Annotated in this window: 22 protein-coding genes, 1 tRNA gene and 1 pseudogene; 10 read left to right on the top strand and 14 right to left on the bottom strand. The window is 69.7% G+C overall.

Translation table 11 applies throughout. The features are described from left to right. Positions 1–230 precede the first annotated feature (230 nt). A pseudogene (gene xerC / locus ACIA8E_RS31335) lies at positions 231–1,656 on the top strand (tyrosine recombinase XerC); the annotation flags it as partial. Positions 1,657–1,783: 127 nt separating this feature from the next. Here xerC and ACIA8E_RS31330 read toward each other — a convergent pair. Beyond that, a tRNA-Thr gene (locus ACIA8E_RS31330) sits at positions 1,784–1,857 on the bottom strand. 238 nt (positions 1,858–2,095) lie between these two features. Between ACIA8E_RS31330 and ACIA8E_RS31325 the strand changes: the two genes are divergently transcribed. The 3 genes from ACIA8E_RS31325 (at position 2,096) to ACIA8E_RS31315 (ending at position 4,638) form a co-directional block, all read left to right on the top strand. Continuing rightward, complete coding sequence (locus ACIA8E_RS31325; RefSeq protein ID WP_399303077.1) at positions 2,096–3,232, top strand: ABC transporter ATP-binding protein; 1,137 nt, start codon at positions 2,096–2,098, stop codon at positions 3,230–3,232. A 234-nt stretch (positions 3,233–3,466) separates the two neighbouring features. Continuing rightward, entirely contained in the window at positions 3,467–3,883 is a 417-nt protein-coding gene (locus ACIA8E_RS31320) for a hypothetical protein (RefSeq protein WP_399303075.1), read from the top strand. Between the two features lie 35 nt (positions 3,884–3,918). Then, positions 3,919–4,638 (top strand): NDP-sugar synthase, encoded by a 720-nt coding sequence (locus ACIA8E_RS31315; RefSeq protein ID WP_399303073.1) that lies wholly within the window; start codon positions 3,919–3,921, stop codon positions 4,636–4,638. A gap of 89 nt (positions 4,639–4,727) precedes the next feature. Here the strand turns inward: ACIA8E_RS31315 and ACIA8E_RS31310 are convergent, their stop codons facing one another. From ACIA8E_RS31310 to ACIA8E_RS31280, 7 genes are all read right to left on the bottom strand, one after another. After that, entirely contained in the window at positions 4,728–6,329 is a 1,602-nt protein-coding gene (locus tag ACIA8E_RS31310) for a DoxX family membrane protein (RefSeq protein ID WP_399303071.1), read from the bottom strand. A gap of 380 nt (positions 6,330–6,709) precedes the next feature. Continuing rightward, a complete protein-coding gene (rlmB, locus tag ACIA8E_RS31305) occupies positions 6,710–7,666 on the bottom strand; it encodes a 23S rRNA (guanosine(2251)-2'-O)-methyltransferase RlmB (RefSeq protein WP_327422568.1) in 957 nt (318 codons plus the stop codon). An 81-nt stretch (positions 7,667–7,747) separates the two neighbouring features. Next, a complete protein-coding gene (gene cysS, locus ACIA8E_RS31300) occupies positions 7,748–9,151 on the bottom strand; it encodes a cysteine--tRNA ligase (protein WP_399303068.1) in 1,404 nt (467 codons plus the stop codon). 91 nt (positions 9,152–9,242) lie between these two features. Beyond that, the gene (locus ACIA8E_RS31295; RefSeq protein ID WP_399303066.1) at positions 9,243–9,647 is read right to left on the bottom strand and encodes a PPOX class F420-dependent oxidoreductase; all 405 of its coding nucleotides are present in this window, start codon (positions 9,645–9,647) and stop codon (positions 9,243–9,245) included. Positions 9,648–9,890: 243 nt separating this feature from the next. Beyond that, positions 9,891–10,388 carry a 2-C-methyl-D-erythritol 2,4-cyclodiphosphate synthase gene (gene ispF, locus ACIA8E_RS31290; protein WP_389041387.1) on the bottom strand — a complete coding sequence of 166 codons (498 nt, stop codon included), beginning with the start codon at positions 10,386–10,388 and terminating at the stop codon, positions 9,891–9,893. Further along, positions 10,378–11,124: a 2-C-methyl-D-erythritol 4-phosphate cytidylyltransferase gene (ispD, locus tag ACIA8E_RS31285; RefSeq protein ID WP_399303064.1), complete on the bottom strand. Its 747-nt coding sequence runs from the start codon at positions 11,122–11,124 to the stop codon at positions 10,378–10,380. The genes ispF and ispD overlap by 11 nt, the downstream gene beginning before the upstream one ends. 298 nt (positions 11,125–11,422) lie before the next feature. Further along, on the bottom strand, positions 11,423–11,905 hold the full coding sequence (locus ACIA8E_RS31280) for a CarD family transcriptional regulator (protein ID WP_006380568.1): 483 nt from the start codon (positions 11,903–11,905) through the stop codon (positions 11,423–11,425). Between the two features lie 598 nt (positions 11,906–12,503). On the opposite strand from ACIA8E_RS31280, the gene ACIA8E_RS31275 reads away from it, so the two are divergent. Then, positions 12,504–13,175: a DUF461 domain-containing protein gene (locus ACIA8E_RS31275; RefSeq protein ID WP_399303061.1), complete on the top strand. Its 672-nt coding sequence runs from the start codon at positions 12,504–12,506 to the stop codon at positions 13,173–13,175. A gap of 73 nt (positions 13,176–13,248) precedes the next feature. Here ACIA8E_RS31275 and ACIA8E_RS31270 read toward each other — a convergent pair whose 3' ends face one another. Together ACIA8E_RS31270 and ACIA8E_RS31265 are read right to left on the bottom strand one after the other, a co-directional pair. Next, positions 13,249–13,929, bottom strand: coding sequence for a response regulator transcription factor (locus ACIA8E_RS31270; protein WP_030977814.1), 681 nt, complete (start codon positions 13,927–13,929; stop codon positions 13,249–13,251). After that, positions 13,926–15,200, bottom strand: coding sequence for a sensor histidine kinase (locus ACIA8E_RS31265; RefSeq protein ID WP_399303059.1), 1,275 nt, complete (start codon positions 15,198–15,200; stop codon positions 13,926–13,928). Before ACIA8E_RS31265 ends, ACIA8E_RS31270 begins: the two co-directional genes overlap by 4 nt. 195 nt (positions 15,201–15,395) lie before the next feature. On the opposite strand from ACIA8E_RS31265, the gene phoU reads away from it, so the two are divergent. Beyond that, on the top strand, positions 15,396–16,073 hold the full coding sequence (phoU, locus tag ACIA8E_RS31260) for a phosphate signaling complex protein PhoU (RefSeq protein WP_030977810.1): 678 nt from the start codon (positions 15,396–15,398) through the stop codon (positions 16,071–16,073). 599 nt (positions 16,074–16,672) lie between these two features. Here phoU and ACIA8E_RS31255 read toward each other — a convergent pair. Next, positions 16,673–17,983, bottom strand: coding sequence for an MDR family MFS transporter (locus tag ACIA8E_RS31255; protein WP_399303056.1), 1,311 nt, complete (start codon positions 17,981–17,983; stop codon positions 16,673–16,675). Between the two features lie 195 nt (positions 17,984–18,178). Here ACIA8E_RS31255 and ACIA8E_RS31250 point away from each other — a divergent pair, with 195 nt between their 5' ends. The 3 genes from ACIA8E_RS31250 to ACIA8E_RS31240 all read left to right on the top strand — a co-directional run bounded on the left by ACIA8E_RS31250 (position 18,179) and on the right by ACIA8E_RS31240 (position 20,163). Beyond that, complete coding sequence (locus ACIA8E_RS31250; RefSeq protein ID WP_399303054.1) at positions 18,179–18,937, top strand: phosphoglyceromutase; 759 nt, start codon at positions 18,179–18,181, stop codon at positions 18,935–18,937. Between the two features lie 738 nt (positions 18,938–19,675). Then, positions 19,676–19,924, top strand: a complete 249-nt coding sequence (locus ACIA8E_RS31245) for a hypothetical protein (RefSeq protein WP_399303052.1) — start codon at positions 19,676–19,678, stop codon at positions 19,922–19,924. Further along, complete coding sequence (locus ACIA8E_RS31240; RefSeq protein ID WP_399303050.1) at positions 19,921–20,163, top strand: hypothetical protein; 243 nt, start codon at positions 19,921–19,923, stop codon at positions 20,161–20,163. Before ACIA8E_RS31245 ends, ACIA8E_RS31240 begins: the two co-directional genes overlap by 4 nt. 43 nt (positions 20,164–20,206) lie before the next feature. Here ACIA8E_RS31240 and ACIA8E_RS31235 read toward each other — a convergent pair whose 3' ends face one another. Then, complete coding sequence (locus ACIA8E_RS31235; RefSeq protein ID WP_399303048.1) at positions 20,207–20,992, bottom strand: hypothetical protein; 786 nt, start codon at positions 20,990–20,992, stop codon at positions 20,207–20,209. 157 nt (positions 20,993–21,149) lie between these two features. On the opposite strand from ACIA8E_RS31235, the gene ACIA8E_RS31230 reads away from it, so the two are divergent. Then, complete coding sequence (locus ACIA8E_RS31230) at positions 21,150–22,163, top strand: phosphotransferase family protein (protein ID WP_399303046.1); 1,014 nt, start codon at positions 21,150–21,152, stop codon at positions 22,161–22,163. A gap of 18 nt (positions 22,164–22,181) precedes the next feature. On the opposite strand, the gene ACIA8E_RS31225 is transcribed toward ACIA8E_RS31230, so the two are convergent. After that, a complete protein-coding gene (locus ACIA8E_RS31225; RefSeq protein ID WP_399303043.1) occupies positions 22,182–23,873 on the bottom strand; it encodes a glycosyl hydrolase family 28-related protein in 1,692 nt (563 codons plus the stop codon). Between the two features lie 121 nt (positions 23,874–23,994). Continuing rightward, positions 23,995–24,504: a YbjN domain-containing protein gene (locus ACIA8E_RS31220; protein ID WP_030929458.1), complete on the bottom strand. Its 510-nt coding sequence runs from the start codon at positions 24,502–24,504 to the stop codon at positions 23,995–23,997. Positions 24,505–24,607 lie beyond the last annotated feature (103 nt).

Genomic DNA, 24,607 nt, shown 5'->3' with positions numbered 1-24,607 from the left:
ATACGCCCGGGGGGGGGGGGGGGGCCGGCCCCCCCCCCCCCCCCCGCCCCCCCCCGCGCCCCCCCCCCCCCGGGGGGGGGGGCCCCCCGGGGGGCCCCCCCCCCTGCGGCTGAGGACTTCTATCGGCGGCGATGCTGCCGGTGCTGATCGGTGGGCAAGGGCGGTGATGTTGTGTCTATCGGGGTTCGGTTCTGCTGGGTGGGGGCTCCTGCAGTCGAGGTGGTGTGCAGGACCACGTTCGGGCCCTCCTCGGGCTCGCCGATTCCGACGACCCGGAGGGTTGCACCCTCATAGCGGGGGATGCTCGAAAATGTGGGCGACGAGAAGGCGCCGATACCCGACGTGGAGGAGACCCGGCGTCGCCTCCGGTCCGGCCAGGACCTGATCGGTCGCCTGACTGTCGCCGAGTGGCTTGACCGATGGCTCGACGGCAAGCGCATCCGCAAGTCCGGGCTCAGCCGCTACGAGACTGATATCCGCGTCCATTTGAAGCCGCGCATCGGCCACCATCGTCTCGACCGTCTCCGCGTAAGCCACCTCAGCGAGATGTTCACGGCCATCACGGATGCCAACGCCGAAGCGCTGGAGCAGAACGCCCAGAGGCGCTCAGCCGTAGCCGAGTTGGCGGACGTCCCTTGGAAAGGCGCGGCGAACCGCACCCTCCGCACGCCACTAAAGGCGGCGATCGACGCCATGCCGCCCTACCGACGCGTGACCGGGCCTGCGACTCGACAGCACATCAAGGCCACGCTGCGGGCCGCGCTGAACGACGCGATCGGCCAGCAGATCATCACCTTCAATCCGGCCGCACACGTCGAGATCGACTCCGTCCGCAAGCCCAAGGCCCTGGTCTGGACGGATGAGCGAGTCGCGAAGTGGCGACAGACGGGTGAGAAGCCCTCACCCGTGATGGTCTGGACACCCGAGCAGACCGGAGCGGTCCTCGACTCGGTCGCCGAGGACCGGCTGTACGCGATGTGGCATCTGATCGCGTTCCGTGGTCTGCGGCGAGGCGAAGCCTGCGGGCAGCCATGGTCGGAGACCAACCTCGACCGGCACGCACTCACCGTCTCGGGACAGCTCGTTCAGGACGGCTGGGAGGTAGAGGCATCCGAACCGAAGACCGACAGCGGCTTTCGCGTCGTGGCCCTGGATGACGGCCCTGGATGACGACACCACCGGTGTCCTGGAGCGGCATCGCAAGCAGCAGGAAGCCGACCGCGCCGAGTGGGGCTCGGCCTGGGCCGACACCGGCCTCGTCTTCACCCACAAGACGGCTCCTGGCTGCACCCCGGCAAAGTCACCGATCTCTTCGAGCGACTCGTCACTGCCTCCGGTCTGCCGCCGATCCGGCTGCACGACCGCCGCCACGGCGCCGCGACGCTCATGCTCGCCGCCGGCATCGACGTGAAAATCGTCTCCGACACGCTCGGGCACAGCGACACCCGCATCACCCGGGACATCTACCAGAGCGTCCTCCCCCACGTCGGGAAGAGCGCGGCCGAGGCCACCGCCAAGCTGGTCCCACTCCAGCGGAAGGCCGAGGCGGAGGAGGCTGCCCGCAAGGCAGCGATGGCCCGGAAGAAGACACGGCGCACCAAGAAGGCCCAGACCGAAGGCAAGAAGAACGTGAAGCGGAAGCAGCCCGGGAAGTAGGGCCCGGCGGCCCTCCGCTCACGCATCGCTCACGCAAGCGCTCCCACCGCACCCCAACCATCTGAGGCGCCACACCTGCGGCAACAGAAAACCCCAGGTCACGGGCTATGTGACCTGGGGTCTCTCGAGCCCCCTATCGGATTCGAACCGATGACCTACGCATTACAAGTGCGTTGCTCTGGCCAGCTGAGCTAAGGAGGCAACGCGCACGCCAAAGCCGCGCGCGCAAGTTCCCACACTCTACACAGCGGCCCACCTCCTGATCCACGACGTTCTTCCGCACCCGTGACCACCGGCAGTGCGAGATATCCGTCCCCGCGAACTACTGACAGATTCTTAATGGCCAGGTAGCGTCGCTAAGGGTTCACTCAAGTGGACCAGACCACTCCCTTACTCGGATCGTCCGGCACGTTCCTGCCGGTGGAGGAGAAGATTCAGCATGGCCAGTGTCACGTTCGACAAGGCGTCCCGCGTCTACCCCGGCTCCACCAAGCCCGCCGTGGACCAGCTGGAGATCGACATCGCGGACGGTGAGTTCCTCGTCCTCGTCGGCCCTTCCGGTTGTGGCAAGTCGACCTCCCTGCGCATGCTCGCGGGTCTCGAGGACGTCAACGGCGGCGCGATCCGCATCGGTGACCGCGACGTCACGCACCTGCCGCCGAAGGACCGGGACATCGCCATGGTGTTCCAGAACTACGCGCTCTACCCGCACATGTCCGTCGCGGACAACATGGGCTTCGCGCTGAAGATCGCCGGTATCAACAAGACCGAGATCCGGGCGAAGGTCGAAGAGGCCGCCAAGATGCTCGACCTCACCGAGTACCTGGACCGCAAGCCGAAGGCGCTCTCCGGTGGTCAGCGTCAGCGTGTCGCGATGGGTCGCGCCATTGTGCGTGAGCCGCAGGTCTTCCTCATGGACGAGCCGCTGTCGAACCTCGACGCCAAGCTCCGCGTCTCCACCCGTACGCAGATCGCGTCGCTCCAGCGCCGCCTCGGCATCACGACCGTGTACGTCACGCACGACCAGGTCGAGGCCCTCACCATGGGCGACCGCGTCGCGGTCCTCAAGGACGGTCTGCTGCAGCAGGTCGACTCGCCGCGCCACATGTACGACCGCCCGGCCAACCTCTTCGTCGCCGGCTTCATCGGCTCCCCGGCCATGAACCTGGTCGAGGTCCCGATCACCGACGGTGGCGTGAAGTTCGGCAACAGCGTCGTCCCGGTCTCCCGCGAGGCGCTCACCGCCGCCGCGGACAAGGGTGACACCACGGTCACGGTCGGCATCCGCCCGGAGCACTTCGACATCGTCGAGCACGGTGGCGCCGCCGCCAAGTCGCTCTCCAAGGACAGCGCCGACGCCCCGGCCGGCCTGGCCGTCTCGGTCAACGTCGTCGAGGAGCTCGGCGCCGACGGCTTCGTCTACGGCTCCGCGCACGTCGGCGGTGCGGACAAGGACCTCGTCGTCCGCGTCGGCGGCCGTGCCGTGCCGGAGAAGGGCACCAAGCTGCACGTCGTGCCGCGCCCGGACGAGCTGCACGTCTTCTCGACCTCGACGGGCGAGCGTCTCGTCGACTGACGTCGCGCACAACGCCGTACGACGGCCCCGCACCCCTCGTGGTGCGGGGCCGTTCGCGTATCCGAGCGCACCTGAGGTTTGGGCGAAGAGACCCCGGGGACATCGCCAAATACCCCGGTACTTCGGCCATTTCACCGGTGGTCGTCAACACGGAATTCGAAAAGCACCCTCGAACCATCCCCCGCAAGGGTGACGAAATGTCGCCAAATCATCACTGCCCGCTACGCTCGCTGCGTGACCCACACCGCGCGCCGCATCGGCCGAACTCTCGCTCTCGTCCTGCCCGTCGTCATGGTCCTCTCCGGGACCCTCGCGGTCACCCGTGTGCCGTGGGCAGCGCACAACTCCGAGTCGCAGGTACTCACCGCGTCGGCGGAGACCGTATCGAAGGAGCCCGCCGCGGCGCGCGCCCCGCAGGACGTGCTGCGCGACCGGCTGCTCGTGGAACTCCGGCAGAAGGACCCGGGTTCGGCGCTGACGGACCTTCAGCGGGCCGTCGAGGGACGCCCGTCGCTCGCCCGGCACTGCATGTCGATCGCCAGGGCGCTGGGCCGGGCCGCGGTCGAGCAGTACGGTCCCGCGCGGGCGCAGCGGTTCTCCCGTCCCGTCTGTGACACGTCGTTCGCCTCGGGTGTCGCGCAGTTCAGCTGACCGGTGCGGAGCGGGCACGGCATATCGTGCCTGGCATGCATACGTATCCGACGCAGGCCGTGATCCTGGCGGGTGGCCAGGGGTCGCGGCTGCGCCCGTACACCGATGACCGCCCCAAGCCGATGGTCGAGATCCCGGGCACCGGGACCCCGATCATCGGCCATCAGCTTTCCTGGCTGGCCGCCGAGGGCGTGACCGATGCCGTCGTGTCGTGCGGTCATTTTGCCGAGGTGCTCCAGGAGTGGCTGGCCGAGGCTGTGTTGCCGCTCCGGGTGACCACTGTGGTGGAGTCGGAGCCGCTCGGCCGCGGTGGCGGTCTCAAGTACGCCGCCGCCCGGCTGCCGGACCCTTCGGAGCCCTGGTACGCCACGAACGGCGACATCTGGACCCGTTTTTCGCTGCGCGAGATGGCGGCGTTCCATGCGGAGCGCGATGCGACCGCCACGCTGGCCCTGGCCCGTCCGCGGATCCCGTGGGGTGCCGTGGAGACGGATGCGTTCGGGCACATCACCGACTTCATCGAGGCGCCGCCGTCGCCGTATCTGATCAACGCGGGTGTGTACGTCTTCTCGCCGACGTTCACGACGCTGCTGCCGGACCGGGGCGACCATGAGCGGACGACGTTCCCGCGGCTGGCCCGTGAGCGTCAGCTGGCCGGCTATCCGTTGCCGCTGGGGGCGTACTGGCGGGCCATCGACACGGCGAAGGACCTCACGGAGGCGGCGCGGGAGCTGGACGGCCCGCAGGCCCGCTGAGGCGGACGGAGGGGACGACGGGTACGGAGGAGGGGCGGTCGCCGGGTTCCGGTGACCGCCCCTTCTCCGTGTGTGTCGGACGCCGGGCCTCAGCCGAGCAGGCCGCCGATCGGGTTGCGGCCGCCGCCCGACGTGCCGCCGGACGTCGATCCCGTGGAGCCGCCGCCGGTCGAACCGCCGCCGGTGGAGCCGCCGCCCGTGCCGGTGGAGCCCGACGAGGTCGGTCCGGAGCTGGTGGCCGGGGGCTCCTGCGGAGTCGTCTGCTGCGGGGGCTGCTGGCCGGTGCCCTGTGTCTGGCTGGGCTGTCCGGCGCCGGCGGCCTGGCCGGACTCGCGGACGGTGTCCGTACCGGGCGTGGACGTCTGAGCGGACGGGGTGGCGGAGCTGGACATCGACGGTGACGGCTTCCGTCCGGCGGGGGTGTGCGACGCCTGGCCGCCGGTGGACTCCTGCGGGAGCGGCGTTCCGGGCAGCTGGTTGGTCGGGTTGCCGTCGGGGCCGGGCACGGTGACGACCTCGGAGGAGCGGACGGCGCCGCCGAGCATCGAGCCGACCAGAAGTGTGAGCCCGACGACGACGGTGGCGACGACCGCGCCGCGGCGCAGTACTCGGCGGCGCAGGTCCCAGATCGTGGAGCGCGGGCCGAGCCTGCGCCATGCCTCGCCGGCCAGCCGTCCGTCGACGGAGTAGACGGGGGCGCCCGCGATGATCAGCGGGCTCCAGGCGGCGAGGTAGATGATGTCCGGCGCGTCGTAGACGGCGACGGTGCGCCAGCTGACGGTGACCAGCAGCGTGGCGGAGAGCAGGGCGCCGACGGAGGCGGCGACCCGCTGCCACAGGCCGAGGACGGTGAGGACTCCGACGACGACCTGGAGGAAGGCGACGGTGAGTCCGGCGCCGACGGGGTGGGAGAGCGCGAAGTCCCGCAGCGGTTCGGCGAGCGCCCAAGGGTGCAGTGACGTCAGCCACTTGACCATGGAGCCGCGGTCGCCGCCGTCGAAGTACACGGGGTCGCAGAGCTTGCCCATGCCGGCGTAGACGGAGATGAAGCCGAGGAAGACCCGCATGGGGAGGAGTACGACCCCGAGGTTCATCCGGCGGCCGGGGTAGTACGCGTGCCGGACGGTGTCCGGGCCGTGGCGGTGCGACCTGCTCCCGACGGTCTCGTCGAACTCGCCGTCCTCGTACCGTTCTTCCTCGTACGGCTCCTGCCCGTACGGGCCGGTGTCGACGGCGTCGTAGGCGCCGACCGCCTGCCGCATGGGCGGCAGCAGCGGGCCGTCGCCGGTACGGCCGGGCTGGTGGGGTGCCGTGATGACGGGGTTCGGCTGGGTCTCGTCCAGGCGCGGGATGACCTGCGTGGCGCCCGGACCTCGTCCGTCGTCGAACTCGGAGCCGTACGAGTTGTACGAACCGTACGGTCCGTACGAGCCGTCGGGGCGGCCCGCGGTGGAGTTCCGTACGGCCTGGAGGAGTCCGGTGGCGCCGGGGTCACCGGGGGCGGACTTGCCGCTCCACACGACGGGCGAGCGCCGGCCGCGCCCCGCACCGGGGCCGCTCATGGCGGGGATCCTGACCGAACCCGCGGGAGCGGCACCACGCAGCCGTGCTTGCCTGCCGGGCGCGAGCTGCACCCGGAAGCTGGCATGGTTGACGATGACCTGCGCAGGGTCGCAGTCCACCTTGGTCATACTCAGGGCGGGTAGTTCGTCGAACCGAGGCGTTCTGGTGTCCACACTCATCTAACCGAGTGATGTGTGTTTAGGACACTGCCTTGACGGACCCGATGTGTCCGAGGCCCGTCAACAGGTGGTGGCGGGTGCACCCTCCGTCGGCCGACGTCCGACCGGGTGCTTTTCCGTGGAGCGATTACTCGCGTTACTGCGGCGGGCGTAGAGGAATTGGCTCTCCCGCCCGGTCGGGGCGAGGGTCACGGCCGATGGCGCCCACTGCCTGCGGTCTCCCGGCGCACCGGTTCTTTCCTGCCGGTCGATCCTGTCGACCCTGCCACCCCGGCCGTCGGGAGGGTCCGCTGACCGGTCCGGTCGGCCCGGACCGGTCACCCGGCGCGTCAGGCGCGGCGGCGTGCCGTCTCGTACAGCACGATGCCTGCCGCGACACCCGCGTTCAGCGACTCCGCGCCACCCGGCATCGGAATCCGCACCCGGTAGTCGCAGGTCTCGCCGACCAGGCGGCCCAGGCCCTTGCCCTCGCTGCCGATCACGATGACGACCGGGCCGCCGAGGGCCTCCAGGTCCTGCACGGTGTGCTCGCCGTCCGCGGCGAGGCCGACGACCGTGATGCCGGCCTTCTGGTAGCCCTCCAGGGCGCGGGTCAGGTTTGTCACCCGGGAGACCGGCGTACGGGCCGCCGTGCCCGCCGAGGACTTCCAGGCGCCCGCCGTCATCCCTGCCGCGCGGCGCTCCGGCACGACCACGCCGTGGCCGCCGAACGCGGAGACGGAGCGGACGATCGCACCCAGGTTGCGCGGGTCGGTGACCCCGTCGAGCGCGACGATCAGCGGGTCCTCGCCGTTGTCGTACGCGGCGGCGGTGAGGTCCTCCGGGTGCGCGTACTCGTAGGGCGGGACCTGGAGGACGAGGCCTTGGTGGTTCAGGCCGTTCGTCATCCGGTCGAGCTCGGGGCGCGGCGCCTCCATCAGATTGATGTTGCCGCGCTGGCCGGCGAGCTGGAGCGCCTCGCGGACCCGCTCGTCGTTGTCGATGTACTGCTGGACGTAGAGAGTGGTCGCCGGGACGCCGTCGCGCAGCGCCTCGTAGACCGGGTTACGGCCCACGACCATCTCGGACGTGCCCTTGGCGCCACCGCGCCGTGGGGCGGGTCGGCGAACTGCGGCCTGCCGGGCCTGGGCGTTCGCCACCCGGTTCTTCTTGTGTCCCTTGCGGACGGAGGCGGGCGGCGTCGGTCCCTTGCCTTCGAGACCACGGCGTCGCTGGCCACCGCTGCCGACCTGCATGCCCTTCTTGTTGGACGTGCGGCGGTTCCTGCGCTGGCTGTTCCCGGCCATGACCTACCTGTTTCGTTGCTTCAGACGTGCGTACGTAATGAAAGTGTGCCGCCCGGATCGCCGGGCGGCACACGGTGAGGACTACTGGCGCGGGCCGAGCGTCCATCGTGGGCCGGTCGGACTGTCCTCGATGACGAGGCCCGACTGGTTGAGCTGGTCGCGGATGGCGTCGGCGGCGGGCCAGTCCTTGCGGTCGCGGGCCGACTGACGCTGGTCCAGGACGAGGCGTACGAGCGTGTCGACGACCCCGTGCAGGTCATCGCCGCGGTCGCCCTCGCCCGCCCAGTGCGGGTCGAGCGGGTCGAGGCCGAGGACGCCGAGCATGGCCCGTACCTCCGCGAGCCTTGCGACGGCCGCTTCCTTGTCGTCGGCGGCGAGAGCGGAGTTGCCCTGCCGGACCGTGGTGTGGATGATCGCGAGCGCCTGCGGGACGCCCAGGTCGTCGTCCATCGCCTCGGCGAACGCGGGCGGCACCTCGGGGGCGGCCGCGACCTCGCCGCCCGCCTTCTCGATGACACGCTGCACGAAGCCCTCGATCCGCGCGAACGCGGACTCGGCCTCGCGCAGTGCCTCCTCGCTGTACTCGATCATCGACCGGTAGTGCGGGGTGCCGAGGTAGTAGCGCAGCACGATGGGGCGCCATGCCTTGACCATCTCGCTGACCAGCACGGAGTTGCCGAGCGACTTCGACATCTTCTCACCGGCCATGGTGACCCAGCCGTTGTGCACCCAGTACTTCGCGAACTCGTCGCCGTAGGCCTTGGCCTGCGCGATCTCGTTCTCGTGGTGCGGGAAGATCAGGTCGATGCCGCCGCCGTGGATGTCGAAGGCGGTGCCGAGGTACTTGTGCGCCATGGCGGAGCACTCCAGGTGCCAGCCGGGCCGGCCGCGGCCCCACGGGGTCTCCCAGCTCGGCTCGCCGTCCTTGGCGACCTTCCACATCGCGAAGTCTCGCTGGTCGCGCTTGCCGGTCTCGCCGTCGCCGGACGGCTGACGCAGATCGTCCAGGTCCTGGTTGGAGAGCTCCAGATAGCCGGGGAACGACCGCACGTCGAAGTAGACGTTGCCGTCCGCCTCGTAGGCGTGACCGCGCTCGATGAGGCCGCGCATCATCTCGATCATCTCGGTGATGTGGCCGGTCGCGCGCGGTTCGTAGGTGGGCGGGAGGCAGCCGAGGGCGTCGTAACCATCGTTGAACGCGCGCTCGTTCTCGTACCCGATCGACCACCAGGGTCGGCCCTGCTCTGCCGACTTGTTGATGATCTTGTCGTCGATGTCGGTGACGTTCCGGATGAACGTGACGTCGTAGCCGCGGTACTCGAACCAGCGGCGCATGATGTCGAAGTTCAGACCGGACCGGATGTGCCCGATGTGCGGGGCGGCCTGGACAGTCGCGCCACAGAGGTAGATCGAGACACAGCCCGCTGCGAGCGGGACGAAGTCACGGATCTGCCGGGCGCTGGTGTCGTACAGGCGAATAGTCACCCCTCAAGGGTAGTGGGCCCGCACCAGTGCCCCGCGACCCATTGGGGATCGCGAGGACAACTTGTGACAGGGACGATCCCCGAACGGGTCCTCAGATACGCCCGACGATCTTCTGGGGGGTGATCCGGACGACGACACGCTCGTCGTCGCCGCCGGAGGCGGGGTTGAATTCCGCGTACTTCTTCCCGGTGTACTTCACGGACAGTTCGTCGATGAGTTCGTCGCCGCCCTCCGTGGTGAGAGCGGCGACGCCGCGGATCTCGGCGTAGGTGTACGGGGCGGCGAACGGCTGGACGACGACGGAGACGCGCGGGTCGCGGCTCAGGTTCTGCTCCTTGCGGCGGCCGCGGGTCGTCGAGAAGAGGACGTCGTCGCCCTCCCTCTTCACCCAGACAGGGGACAACTGGGGGCTGCCGTCGGGCTGGATGGTGGCGACGGTCACGAAGACGGGGGTGTCGAGAAGCGACCTGAGCTCGGCGGAGAGTTCGGCAGTCATGGTGTACGGCCTCCAGGAGACGGGGGTGTGCAGTGCTCTACACGTACCCCGACCGGGCAACGCCGCCCCGCCTTCCCGCACCGCCCACCCGGAAGGTGGCTGCCCCGTCTTCCCGCAGGGACTGGCGCACGTGACGGCTCGGTCTTCGTTGCCGGTTTCCGCGCCGGTTCAGAGGAGACACCCCGGACGGGCGCCGACCGCCGGCCATCGGGCAGCGGCGGCGGTGCCCGACCGGATGCGCCGTCAGCCTGTCCGGTAGACCAGTGCCGTCGCGAGCCCCGCGAGCCCCTCCGCGCGGCCCGTGAAGCCGAGGCCGTCCGATGTGGCGGCCGACAGCGAGACGGGGGCGCCGACCGCCGCCGACAGCACCTTCTGCGCCTCGTCGCGCCGCTTGCCGATCTTCGGCCGTACGCCGATGACCTGGACCGCGACGTTCCCGATCTCGAACCCCTCGGCCCGGACGATCCGTGCCGCCTCGGCCAGCAGGGTGACGCCCGCGGCGCCCGACCATTCGGGGCGCCCTGTGCCGAAGTGCCGGCCCAGGTCACCGAGGCCGGCCGCGGAGAAGAGCGCGTTGCAGGCGGCGTGGGCGACGACGTCGGCGTCGGAGTGGCCGGCGAGACCGGGGCCCTCGCCCTCCCAGAGCAGGCCCGCGCACCACAGCTCGCGGCCCTCCTCGAAGGCGTGGATGTCCGTGCCGATGCCGACCTGCGGAATCACCGGTGCGTGCTCAGAACCCATCGTTCGCCCTCCTGCGCGCGAGAACCGCCTCCGCCAGCACCAGATCCAGCGGCCGGGTCACCTTGAATGCCTCTTCGTGCCCGGGTACGACGACGACGGGCGCCCCGAGCTGTTCGACCATGCCCGCGTCGTCGGTCGCGCCCTCGCCGTCGAGGGCGACCGTCGCGTGGGCGCGGACCAGGGTGTCCCGGTCGAAGCCCTGCGGGGTCTGTACGGCGCGCAGCCTGGCCCGCACAGGCGTGCCGAGCACCGGTTCCGGCTCGCCGGGCGCGCCGGGCTCGACCTCCTTGACGGTGTCGGCGAGCGGCAGTGCGGGTACGACGGCGGGCGCCCCGTCCCGTACGGCCTCGATCACCGCGTCCACGGTGTCGACGGGCACCAGCGGGCGGGCCGCGTCGTGGACGAGGACGACGGAGATGTCCTCGGGCAGGGCGTCGAGGCCGAGCCCGACCGATTCCTGGCGGGTGTCCCCGCCCGGCACGACGACGTAGTCGGTGCTTTCGGGCAGGGCGTGTTCGTCCAGCAGGTTCTTGACCTCGGGCGCGCCGTCCGGTGGTGCGACCACGACCACCAGGGAGACGGACCGGGACGCCGCCATGGCCCGTACCGCATGGATGAGCATGGGCGTTCCGCTCAGCGCGCGGAGCGCCTTGGGGGCGCCCGGGCCGAGCCGTACGCCGCGGCCGGCGGCGGGAATCACCGCGGCGGTGCGGTACGGACGCGATTGATCAGACATCGGTTGCACTCCGAAGCATCAGCATGTTTGTTTCCACGGCCGACATGGGTATGGCCACAAGCGAGCCGGGCGCGACGCTTGACTTGACCGGGACCCTTTCCGTGACCCCCGGTCGGTGGGGCAGCCGCGTCGGCCCCCGGGGTCGGCTGTGCAAGATCGCAAGCAAGATATCGAAAGGTATCGATGGGGTGGTCCGGAGACCAGTTCCGGACATGCCGCAGCGCCCGACGACACACCGTGAATACGGCTGGTCAGCGGGCACCGCGGCACATTTATTTACGACCGGTGCGATCCCGGGTCAGGACGCGAGGACCTCGTCGAGCAGAGCCTCGGCCTTGTCTTCGTTCGTGTTCTCCGCGAGAGCGAGCTCGCTCACCAGGATCTGCCGAGCCTTGGCGAGCATGCGCTTCTCACCTGCGGAGAGTCCACGCTCGCGCTCACGACGCCACAGGTCACGCACCACTTCGGCGACCTTGATGACATCGCCGGAGGCGAGCTTCTCGAGATTTGCCTTGTAGCGCCGGGACCAGTTCGTCGGCTCTTCGGCGTACGGCGCGCGCAGCACCTCGAAGACCCGGTCCAGCCCCTCCTGCCCGACTACGTCACGCACACCCACGAACTCCGCATTGTCCGCAGGCACACGAACCGTCAAGTCGCCCTGGGCGACCTTGAGCACCAAGTAGGTCTTGTCCACGCCTTTGATCTGGCGAGTTTCGATAGCCTCGATCAGCGCGGCCCCGTGATGGGGATAGACCACGGTGTCGCCAACCTTGAACGTCATGTGACAGGTACCCCTTCCGTGGCTATCCAGAGTAACACGAGAACGGCTTCTCCTGAATGGCGTTTTCGCAGGTCAGGGCATATCTCGGGGCTTGACAACAGCAACACGAACGTGCTGCGGAAGGCTTCCGGGAGACGGTATTCGCAGGTCGGAGCGGCTGTGCGGGCGAGGTGAAACGCGCGCGTTACGTATCCTCGAAGCCGCTCCGAAGTGGTTGAACGTCCCGGTTTGCCGGATTCCAGAGGGTGGACTTTCCCTACTCCGTTCGGAGATCGATCACCCGTACGGACGTAAAGTGCCGATGGCCAATGAAATTGATCACCGCCCGGCCGCTGCGGAGATTATGTGCAAGGAATGCGTCAAGCCCCGGGGAATTGATCAAGCCCGTTATGTGAACGGCGTGCAAATCGCGAGGCGGGGACCGTCGTGGGGACCCGGTGAGGGCTCCGGTGGTGATGCCCGGGGCGGTAGGGGCGGGTCGGGTGCGGGGCGAGGACGGCGGCTCGGTAACCTAAGGCCGCTGACACACCCTTAGGGCGGCTTTACGTCGCTCGCCCCTCCGTCCGTGAAGTCGTACGTTCAAGGAGTTGCCGCAGCCGTGAGCCGCAGCCTTCGACGCGGCGCCCTTGCCGCCGCCGCCATCGTGATCTCGATCGGTGCACTTTCCGCGTGTGGTGCCGGCAATGACGCGCAAACGCTCGAGATCAAGCCGGACAACGCTGCCACCACCCTCGGTGACATCAGGATCCAGAACGCGAACGTCATCACCCAGCCGGAGAACGGCGCCGAGGGTCCGGCCGTCATCGCGGCGACGGTGTTCAACAACGGCACCAAGCGCCAGACGCTCGACGCCATCACCCTGCCGGGCTCCGACGTCTCGGTGCAGCTGCACGCCGCCGAGGGCGCGGGACCGGTCGTCGTGCCGGCCGGCGGCAGGGTCGTCCTGGGCGGCGAGGGCAACGCGTCCGCCGTGATCCAGAACGGCCGCGAGGCCGCGCAGAACGGCAACGTGCAGGCGGTCGTCTTCAAGTTCAGCGAGACCGGTGACGTCCCGCTCGGCGCGTTCGTCGTCCCGGCCACCAGCTTCTTCAAGGGCTTCGGCCCGAGCTCGCTGCCGACGGCGACGGCGCAGACGCCGTCCGCCTCGCCGTCCGAGTCCGGGACCCCGGGCGCGCCGTCCGAGGCGACGGGCGCCGCGGGCAGCGAGAACGAGAGCACCCCGACCGACGCGGCCTCCGCGTCGGTGTCGGCGGACACGTCGACCGACTGATGTGACGCCCACATGACGCAGGCGCCTCCCGTGATCCGGGGGGCGCCTGCGTCATGTGGGCGTGCGGGCCGGCTTACGGCTCGAACTTGTACCCCAGGCCGCGCACCGTGACCAGGAAGCGCGGCGCCCCCGGGTCCGGCTCGATCTTGGCGCGCAGGCGCTTGACGTGGACGTCGAGGGTCTTGGTGTCGCCCACGTAGTCCGCGCCCCAGACGCGGTCGATCAGCTGCATCCGGGTGAGCACCCGGCCCGCGTTGCGCAGCAGCATCTCCAGCAGGTCGAACTCCTTGAGCGGGAGGTCGACCTTGCCGCCGGAGACCGTGACGACGTGACGGTCCACGTCCATCCGCACCGGGCCCGCCTCCAGGGCGGCCGGCGTGACCTCCTCCGGCTCGCCGCGACGGCGCAGCACCGCGCGGATGCGGGCGACGAGCTCCCGCGAGGAGAACGGCTTGGTCACATAGTCGTCGGCTCCTATTTCCAGGCCGACGACCTTGTCGATCTCGCTGTCCTTGGCCGTGACCATGATCACGGGGACGTTGGACCTGCTGCGCAGCTGGCGGCAGACCTCGGTGCCGGGCAGGCCCGGCAGCATCAGGTCGAGGAGGACGAGGTCGGCGCCGTTGCGCTCGAACTCGTCGAGTCCGTCGGGGCCGGTGGCCGCGATGGCGACCTCGAAGCCTTCCTTGCGAAGCATGTAGGACAGAGCGTCGCTGAAGGATTCCTCATCCTCGACGACAAGCACTCGGGTCACGGAAGGACCTCCGGGGCAGGGAATGTTTCAAGGGGGTCGGGGTCGGCGGTCCTGAAGGTCCCGTCGTCACCGTTGACGATGAGCGGTCCGCCGGATGTGCGGTCTCGGTCCCGTACGGAACCCGCTTCGGGCAGCCGCAGGGTGAAGGTGGAGCCCTGGCCCTCCGAGCTCCACACGGTGACCTCCCCGCCGTGCGAGGCGGCCACGTGCTTGACGATGGCGAGGCCGAGACCGGTGCCACCGGTGGCCCGTGAGCGGGCCGGGTCGACGCGGTAGAAGCGTTCGAAGACCCGCTCGCGGTCCTTCTCCGAGATGCCGATGCCCTGGTCGGTCACGGCGATCTCGATCTCGTCCCCGCCCGGCACGGCCAGGCGCCTCGCGGCGATACCGACGCGGGTGTGGGCGGGGCTGTAGTTGACGGCGTTCTCCACGAGATTACCGAGTGCCGCGGCGAGCTGGCCGCGGTTGCCCCAGATGCGGAGCTCCGCGGTGCCGCCGGCGGCCATGGTGATCTGTTTCGTTCCGGCCTGCTGGCGGCAGCGGTCGATGGCCTCGGCGACCAGTTCGTCCACCCGGACCGGCTCGGCGTCCTCCAGCGGGTCGTCGTTCTGTACCCGGGAGAGGTCGATCAGTTCCTGTACGAGGTTGGTCAGCCGGGTCGCCTCGATCTGCATCCTGCCGGCGAACCGTTCCACCGCCTCCGGGTCGTCGGAGGCGTCCATGACGGCCTCGGAGAGCAGCGAGAGCGCACCGACCGGGGTCTTGAGCTCATGGCTGACGTTGGCGACGAAGTCACGCCGTACCGCTTCGATACGGCGCGCCTCGGTGAGGTCCTCGACCAGCAGGAGCACCAGCCGGGAACCCAGCGGGGCGACCCGGGCGGAGACCGCGAGCGCCTCGCCGCGGCCCGTACCGCGCCTCGGCAGGTCCAGTTCGACCTGCCTTATCTCGCCGTCCCTGCGGGTGTCCCTGGCCATGTTCAGCATCGGTTCGACGGCCAGCCGGCCGCCCCTGACCAGTCCCAGCGCATACGCGGCGGAGCTGGCCTTGACGACACTGTCGCTCTCGTCGAGCACGACCGCGGAGGAGGAGAGCACGGAGAGGACCGTGTCGACACCGGGGGGGAGTGCCCCGTTGCTGTCGGGCCGCAGGGACGTGCGCGTCGGTTTCTTCTGGTCGCGCTCGCTCCAGCGGAACGCCAGCATGGCGATCACACCGGTACACAACCCGGCGATCGCTGCAGCTGCGGCGACCGCCGCGTTCACGTCCATACCTAAAGGTTAAGCGGGTGCGAGCCCACTCTCCCAGCCGTCCGGGTGCCTACTCGAACACTCGTCGCCCAGAGTTCACCGAGGGGCAAGTATTGGTTCACTTGGTCGGCCGGATCCGGACGCGTACGCCACGCAGGGTGAGAGCGTGGGGTTCAGACCTGGCCCCGGCCTTAGTGAGGACTGGAGAGGACTTCCATGCGCGACGCTTACCACGAGGAACTCGACTCGATCGGCGAAGGCCTCGTCGAAATGGCGCGGCTCGTCGGGTCGGCGATCGGGCGGGCGACGACGTCCATGCTCGACGCCGACCTCAAGCTCGCCGAGAGCGTGATCGCTGCGGACCAGAAGGTCGACGACCTCCAGCACGACCTGGAGGCGCGGGCGATCGCCCTGCTCGCACGCCAGCAGCCCGTAGCGACCGACCTGCGGATCGTGGTCACCTCGCTGCGGATGAGCGCCGATCTGGAGCGCTCGGGCGACCTCGCCCAGCACGTCGCCAAGCTGACCCGGCTGCGCTTCCCGGAGTCGGCGGTGCCGAACGACCTGCACGCCACCATCCTGGAGATGGGGCAGCTGGCGCAGCGGCTGATGGCCAAGGCGGCCGAGGTGATCATTACGAAGGATGTCGACCTGGCGCTCCAGCTGGAGCAGGACGACGACGAGATGGACCTGCTGCACCGCACGCTGTTCCAGCACCTGATGGACGACCGCTGGAAGCACGGCATCGAGACCGCCGTCGACGTCACGCTGCTCGGCCGTTACTACGAGCGTTTCGCCGACCACGCGGTGTCGGTCGCCAAGCGGGTCGTCTACCTGGTGACGGGCGAGCACGCCGATGACCTGCAGACGCAGACCCCGGTGGAGGGCGCGTAGCGAAGACCGGGCGGCTTCTGCGCTTGTGCGCCGTCGGTGCGCCGTTCACGTGCGGGCCCGATTGGGCATGCAATGGGGTGGGGCGGCACGCCGACGTCGTACGCCCCGGTCGTACGTCGTCGTCAGTCGTACGGCCCTGTCGTACGCCTGGATATACGTCCTTGAGGAGGAACGATGTCCGACTCCCCCACGACCGACCCACAGCAGGAGCCACCCGCTGAAGTGGTCCATCTGACGGTGCTCGGTGCCTGTGGCTGCGGCTCGGGCTGCGGGTGCGGCTGCCAGTCGGGCGCCCCGTGCCAGTGCGGTGGCTGACCGAGGCTGACCGGACGCAAGCGTGCAGACGGCGCCCCGCGCGGAACACTCTCCGCGCGGGGCGCCGGTCCTGTGCCGTTTCGGGCGGTGCGGTTCACGCGGTCACGGGCTCCGGGTGGAAGGCGCCCGGTGAGCGGCTGAAGAAGCCGCCGTCCGCGGCGGCCATCGCCTGCATCCGATCGCTGACGATCATCCAGGCACTGCCTGGGTGAGCAGCGCGAAGACGAACATGACGGCAACCGTGGTCAGGACGAGCACACCCGCACCCGCCCGCCGATCGCCGGTCAGACCGCCGGCTCCACCACGCCCTGCGGCGCACCCGCGGCCGCGTCCGGCTCGGCCTGCGCAGCCTTCACCGCCACCACCTCGGTCACCTTCTCCTCCGGCGAAATCCCACGCATGAGCATCCAGTACCCGAGCGCCGCCACGGTCCCCAGCACCCCGCACATCCCCCACAGCCACTTCGCCCCGTAGTGGTCGATCACCAGACCGGACATCAGCGGAGCGACCAGCGCCGCCGCCGACCACGACAGCGTGTACATGCCCTGGTAGCGGCCCCGGCCGTGGGCCGGGGAGAGGCGGACGACCAGGTTGCTCTGGACCGGTGCGTTGATGATCTCGCCGATGGTCCAGACACAGATGGTCAGCGCGTACACGGCGACCGATCCGGCGAACACGGTCAGCCCGAATCCGTACCCCGCCAACAGCGACGACACGATCAGCAGCCGACGCGGGTCACGGTGCTGGATGAAGCGGCCGACCGGGATCTGGAGTGCCACGATCATCACACCGTTGACGGCGATCGCGGTGCCGAAGTCGGAGCTGGAGAGCCCGTCCGTACCCATCGCGACCGGCAGTCCCACGTACCCCTGCTGGAAGATCAGCGCCACCACGAACGACAGCCCGACGACGCTCATGAACCGGCCGTCGCGCAGCACGGTGGAGAGCCGGACATCGGGCTCGGCAGGCAGCGTGCCGCCGACCGCCGCGGGCGCCTTCTGCGGCCGGGACTCCGGCACCTTCAGGAAGACGACGACCGCGCAGAACAGCGTCATCGCGGCCTCGACCATGAACCCGGCGAGATAGCTGTACTCGGCGATGAACCCGGCACCGGCGGAGGAGACCGCGAAGCCGAGGTTGACCGCCCAGTAGTTCAGGGAGAACGCACGCACCCGGTCCTCGGGGCGGACGATGTCGGCCATCATCGCCTGCACGGCGGGCCGCGACGCATTGCTGGCCATACCGACGACGAAGGCGACGACGGCGATCGCGACCGGATGGACCATGAAGCCGAGCACGGCCACCGACACGGCGGTCGAGCTCTGCGCGATCAGCATGGTGGGCCGGCGCCCGAGCCGGTCGGTCATCACCCCGGCACCGAGCGAGGAGATGACCCCGCCCAGTCCGTGCAGCGCGGCGACCAGACCCGCGTACGAGGCGGAGTAGCCGCGGTCCAGGGTCAGGTAGAGCGCCATGAACGTGGCGACGAACGCCCCGAGCCGGTTGACCAGGGTGCTGGTCCACAGCCACCAGAACTCTCTGGGCAGACCGGAGACGGTCTCGTGTGCGGCCCGTCTGAGACCGGCGACAGACATACGGGTTCCCCCAGGGACGTGCGGAGCGGATGCGGCCGGTAAGTGTCCCGATCGCAGTCCGAACATTACGAAGCAGGGGTTCCGGACCGCCACTCGATTGACGCGCGCCGTCAATCGTCCCAGGTCGCCCCCTCGCGGTGTCCGCCCTGTGACCGGGGGCGCGAGGGCCCGGAGGCTTCGATTACGCTCGGGCTCATGGCCGACGCACCGTACAAGCTGATCCTCCTCCGCCATGGCGAGAGCGAATGGAACGCGAAGAACCTGTTCACCGGTTGGGTGGACGTCAACCTCACCGAGAAGGGCGAGAAGGAGGCAGTCCGCGGCGGTGAGCTGCTCAAGGACGCCGGTCTGCTCCCCGATGTCCTGCACACCTCCCTCCAGAAGCGCGCCATCCGCACCGCCCAGCTCGCGCTGGAGGCCGCGGACCGCCACTGGATCCCGGTCCACCGCTCCTGGCGGCTGAACGAGCGCCACTACGGCGCCCTCCAGGGCAAGGACAAGGCGCAGACGCTCGCCGAGTTCGGCCAGGAGCAGTTCATGCTCTGGCGCCGCTCGTACGACACCCCGCCGCCGGCCCTCGAGGACGGCGCCGAGTTCTCGCAGAGCGACGACCCGCGCTACGCCACGATCCCGAGCGAGCTGCGCCCGCGGACCGAGTGCCTCAAGGACGTCGTCGAGCGCATGCTGCCGTACTGGTACGACAACATCGTCCCGGACCTGCTGACGGGCCGCACGGTCCTGGTCGCCGCCCACGGCAACAGCCTCCGCGGCCTGGTCAAGCACCTCGACGGCATCTCCGACGCCGACATCACGGGCCTGAACATCCCGACCGGCATCCCGCTCGTCTACGAGCTGGACGCCGACTTCCGCCCCCTGAAGCCGGGCGGCACGTACCTCGACCCGGACGCGGCAGCGGCCGCCATCGAGGCCGTGAAGAATCAGGGCAAGAAGTAGCAAGAATGGCGGTCATGCCCCTGAGCTGCACCGACGGTGCAGCTCAGGGGCCTTCGTTCGTTCTGGGCCCTCGCTGGGCCCTCAGCGCGGAAGTTCGGCCGGCCGCATAGCCTTACCGAGAGCCTTCCGCGCACTGCTGGGCATGGGGTGGGCATGCACCTTCGGTGTCGGTCCCGGGGCGGAGTGCCCGAGCGGTACGGCCTTCGGCGGACCGTCTACGAGCGAGCGGGCCACCCTGGCGGAGGTCGTGGAGTGGTGCCGGCAGGAGCTGGGCGGGGACGCCGACGCGGGCGCGGGGCCGACCGTCCGGCGAGAGGTCATGGGGCCGGAGGGGACGGTGCCGCCGCCGGTGCCCGATCCCACGTCGGCACACACGCTGCCGCTGGTCGTCACCGGGCCGCAGCAGGTGCGGGATCTGCGTCCGGCACCGCAACGGGGACATCGCGCTGCTCGTGATCGTGACGAAGTCGACCGCGATGCCGGACATCGCCTTTGTGACCGCGGACATGACGGTGTGGCGGAGGGCGGGCTAGGACTCTTCGGACGGCTCCTGGCCGGACATCATCCGGCCGACCCGAGATGGCCGGCGGGATACAGATCATCAGGGGCAAGTCGTTGGCACCGAGTCCACAGTCACTTGGCTCCGCGTCCATTTCGACGTGACCATTCCCTGTCGCACTGAAGGGCGTCACAGCCCTTAGATTGGGGCGCGCGCGTTGAGAGATCGGGAGAACGAACATGGGTGAGCCTCTGAAGACCTTTGTCGGCGGCACCGAGGTCGAAGTGCCCAACAGCATCCCGGACATCCGTGCCACGCTCCCCGAGGACAGACGCGAGGAGTTCGACCGCGCCATCAACGAGGCCGGGGTGCACGAGATCCAGGCGGTCATGCGGCACTGGATGCTCGAGGCCGTGCCCGATCCCGAGGCCGAGCAGATCCTGGACCGGCTGGCGCAGGACGAGGCGGAGAGGCGGAGCGTCTCTTGAGTTTCCGCATCTCCTACGCCCCGCCCGCCGACGACACCCTGGCCAAGATGCGGGAGAGCGGTACGTTCCGCGACGAGATGGCGCGGACCTTGGGGCGCGCCCCGTACGGGCACGGGTCGTCGGCCGTCAAGAGTGAGCACGACCGGCGCGAGGCGACGGTCCTCGGGGCCATCGTGCTCTATTACGTCTCCGGGTCCGTTCTCACGGTCACCGTGGTGCGGCTCGTCCCGCTGCCCTGAGGCCGTTTGCCCCAGGGCCCGTTGCCCGGACGAGTCCCGCTGTTCAGGCCAGCTTCGCGAGCTGTGCGTCGACCACCGCGGTCGGCAGCTCGTAGTCCTTGCCCGTGCCGGACGCCGCCAGGTTGAGCGATGTGAACGAGGCGATCGTGGTTCCCTGGCGCACGACCACGAGCTTGAACGGGGCCTTCTCGCCGCCCTGTTCCACCGTCACCGTCCAGGCTGCGGACTCCTCGCCGCCCGAGATCTTCTCCTCCTCGATCTCGACGACCTTCTGCTTGTCGCCGGCCACGGTGAGGCCGAAGCCGCCGGAGCACGCGGTGGCCGCGGTGCGCAGGCCGTCGATCGTGTCCTGGGCGCCCTTGCCGTCGTACGAGGAGAGGGACGTCATCGTCGTCGTGATGTCGAAGGCCGCGATGAACGCCTCCTCCGCGTCCGCGCTGTCCTGCTTCTCCTTCTGGTCCTTCTTGGGCTCGCTGACGACCTTGCGCTGGTTGGCCGCCACGGGCTTGCCGACCCGGGCACCCAGCAGCGCGTCGGCGAAGGTGTCACAGGCCTTGTTGTCCACGGTGACGGCGGACGCGGCGACGGCGTCGTCCTTGCCCGCCTTGCTGATCTTGTGTCCCTTGACGTCGCCCTGGACCAGCGCCGCCTTCTCCAGTTCGGCGGCGGTCAGCGCCTTGGCCGCGGCGGGCTCGGCCGCAGCGCTCTCCTTGCCCTTTCCGTCCGCGCCCCCACTGCCGGAATCCGAGCTTCCGCAGGCGGTGGCGACCAGAGCGAGGGAGGCCGTGCAGGCGGCAACGGCGGCGCGACGTATGACAGTAGGTCTCATGACCCAACTCTATGAGTCAGCTGTGGTTTGACGATCAACCAATTCGGGCACAGAGTTTGATCGTAATTGCGTTGTGATCATCCTGTGAAGACACCGGTCCGGTGCCCGGGCCGGCGCAGCACGGTCCGGTCCACAACCGGCGCAAAGGGGCAGGCACATGCAGAGCCGAGCAACCGTCTCCACCGTCCTCGACGACATCGGGATCGGGGCGGGCCGCATCGCGGCGTGCAGCCCGCTCACCGGTGGCACGTACAACACCGTCACCCGCGTCACGCTCACCGACGGGCGGGACTGGGTGGTGAAGATACCGCCGCCGCCGACCGCCGCGGGGATGAGCTACGAGCGCGACCTCCTGGTCAACGAGGTCACCTTCTACTCGGCGGCGGCAGCGACGGGGGACGTCACGGTCCCCGGTGTCGTGCACAGCCGGCTCGATCCCGGCTCCGCGACCGGACCGTACCTGATCATGTCGGCCTGCCCCGGGCAGCCCTGGCACGGGATCAGCCCCGCCCTGGCGGACCGCGAGGAGCGGCGGCTCAGGCATGAGCTGGGGCGGCTCGTCGGGCGGCTCCACTCCGTCACCGGCCCCGGCGGATTCGGCTATCCGGCCCTGGCGCTGGGCCCGTTGGCCCCGACCTGGCGGCAGGCGTTCACCGCCATGACGGACGCCGTGCTCGCCGACGCGGACACGTACAGTGCCCGGCTGCCGCGCCCGACGGACCCGATCCGCGCGCTGCTCGCCGCTGCGGCGCCCGTCCTCGACGACGTCACCCGGCCCGCCCTCGTCCACTTCGACCTGTGGCAGGGCAATCTGCTCGTCGACGGGGAGCCGGGGGCCCGGACGATCGGCGGGATCATCGACGGGGAGCGGATGTTCTGGGGCGACCCGGCCGCCGACTTCGTCTCGCTCGCCCTGCTCGGGGATGTGGAGAAGGACGAGGATCTCCTCGCCGGATATGCGTCGGCGGCGGCGGACGGGGCCGTGGTGTTCGACTCGTCCCTGCGGCTGCGGCTCGCGCTCTACCGCTGCTATCTCTACCTGATCATGCTGGTGGAGACCGTCCCCCGCCGCTCCCCCGCCGAGATGCGGGAGTGGGTACGGCGCGAGGTCGGGCCGCAGCTCGAATCGGCGCTGGTGGACGTCGAGTCGGCGCTGCGGACCCGGGAGTGACCACAGCGCCGAGGCCCCTCAGCGCACCAGGGCGCGCTGTGCGTCGTGCAGGTTCGGCGGCCACACCGCTTCCGGTGTGCCGTACGCCTCCAGCCGCGTGTGCAGGTCGCCGGTGAAGTCCGGGACATCGATCTGGTCGAACTCCGTCACCTCGCTGACGCCGACCGTCGCGCTGTACGGGGCGAGCCCGTCGATCCGCATCAGGCCGGCCCGCCCGTTGGTGACCCGGATGTTCCAGTGCGTGAAGCGGGCGCCGAAGAGCGGTCCCGCGCTCGCGTCGCCGCCGTGCCGGCCGTTGTTGTTCACCGTGATGTCGGTGCGGACGTTGGCGAACGGCATCCCGCGGTGCGAGTCGAACGTCCCCATCTCCATCTCGCCGCGTGACCAGACGTTGTGGCTGGACAGCCCCTCGACGTTGATGCCGTGCAGCTGCGTCCCCGCGGGCGCCGGGACGGTGCGCTGAGCGATGGTGAAGTCCTCGATCAGGTTGTCGTGCGAGCCCTCACGGCAGTAGTACGGGTGGTGGGAGCCGCGGCCCTCGACCCGTGTGCGGCGCAGGGTGCAGGCGGACGCTCCGATCAGCCCGAAGCCGTTGTCGACGTGGCGGACGGTGATGTCGTCCGCCCAGCAGTCGTACGCGCATTGGAAGGCGACCCCGTTGTATCCCTTGTCGAGCAGATGCTGCGACTGCAGGGTCTCGACCGCCTCGAGGGTGAGGCCCTCGACGCCGGAGCCGGTCAACGGGGTGGCGAGCGTGGTCAGGCGCGGGTCCCACTCGGGGCGGACATCCAGCGGAAGCGGGCGCTCCAGGGTTACCTCGTGGCCGTGTACGGCAGTGATGCGGACCGGCCACTCGTAGGGAACGTACGAGGTCAGCTTGGTCTTGTCGTCCCAGTAGTACGCCTCGGGGCCGGGGCCGCCGCCCGCCATGTGCTCCAGGAGGGTGTGGTCGGCGTCGTCGGCGAGGCGGAGCAGGACGAGCCCGCCGCGCTTCAGCTGCTTCGTGGACTCGACGGTGATCGACCGGTCGCCGCGGCGGGCGGGTGCGACCGTCGTCAGTGTCTGCCACTCGTCGCGCTTGTTGCCGGTCCAGCCCTCGAAGGGCCAGGCCTTCGCCTTGATGGCGTCGGTGAGCGAGGTCCAACGGTCCTCGGGGCATAGCCAGATGAGGCCGCCGGCCCAGGACCAGCTGGACTTGTCGCCGCCGTAGCGGCTGCCGTACACGCCGATCAGCTCGGTGAGGTTCTTGGTCGCGTACAGCTTCGTACGTCCGCTGCCCGCACCGCGCACCACCACATCGCTGTGGCCGATCCGGATGATGTCGTCGATGCGGTACGTGCCTGCGGGAATGAGCACCGTGCCACCGCCACGCTCTCCGGCAGCGGCGATGGCACGGTTGATCGCGGGGGCGGCGTCGGCGGAGCCGTCCGGTTCGGCGCCGTAGTGCAGGACGTTGGCGACGACTTTGTGGTGCCGGGGGAGGTCGGAGCCGCCCCGGTAGCCGGCCCGGCCGATGAACGGGACCTGGGCGTGAGTGAAGGGGGTGGCGGCGAACTCGCGCCAGAGGGGGGTGACGCTGCCCGAAGAGTGACCGCCCTGCGTAGCCGCCCGGGCGGTCCCCGCGCCGATCGCGCCGGTCGCCGCGGCTGCGGCCACGGCCACCGCGCTGCCGAGCAGTCCACGTCTGCTGATGTTCCCCACAGAAGCCATCGAACCGACCCGCCTTTCATACATGTGAACGACGTTCATGTTTGCGTCGGCGGTGAGCATGCCACGGTGCGGCGGCACAGCGAAAGAGTCGTGCGCCGCCAAATTGGGCAGACCGAGAGGGTCAGTTGGTGGGGCGCTGGGTCAGATGCGTGAACGCGTCCAGGTTCCGCGTGGACTCGCCGCGCGACACCCGCCACGCGTACTCCTTGCGGATCGCGCTCGCGAAGCCCAGCTCCAGCAGTGTGTTGAAGGAGCCGTCGGCCGCTTCCAGGACGACGCCGAGCAGCCGGTCCAGCTCCTCGGGGGTGACCACGGAGAGCGGCAGCCGGCCGACGAGATAGATGTCACCGAGCCGGTCGATCGCGTAACTCACGCCGAAGAGCCGCAGGTTGCGCTCCAGCAGCCAACGGTGGACCGCCGCGTCGTTCTCGTCCGGGTGGCGGATGACGAACGCGTTGAGGGAGAGCGAGTGCGCGCCGACGATGAGGGAGCAGGTGGTGGACAGCTTGCGGGTACCGGGCAGCTTCACGACGTAGCTACCGGACTCGGGGCTCTCCCACTCGAGCTCGGCGTCCTTCAACGTCGCCTCGATGACCTGCGCTGTTGCCGCTGCGGCGGATACGTCAGCCATGGGGTGAGCGTACGTCAGCGGTGGCTGCGCGCGGGCGTCAGCCGGGATGCGCGCATGGGGCGTGGGTGCGCGCGGGTCCGCCGTGGCGCTCGCGCGCCTCGGT

It is taken from the genome of Streptomyces sp. NPDC051664 (assembly GCF_044453545.1).
In the GTDB taxonomy this organism is placed as follows: Bacteria; Actinomycetota; Actinomycetes; order Streptomycetales; family Streptomycetaceae; genus Streptomyces.
The sequence above is the reverse complement of the archived record's forward strand: the minus strand, read 5'-3'. Positions and strand labels throughout refer to the sequence as shown.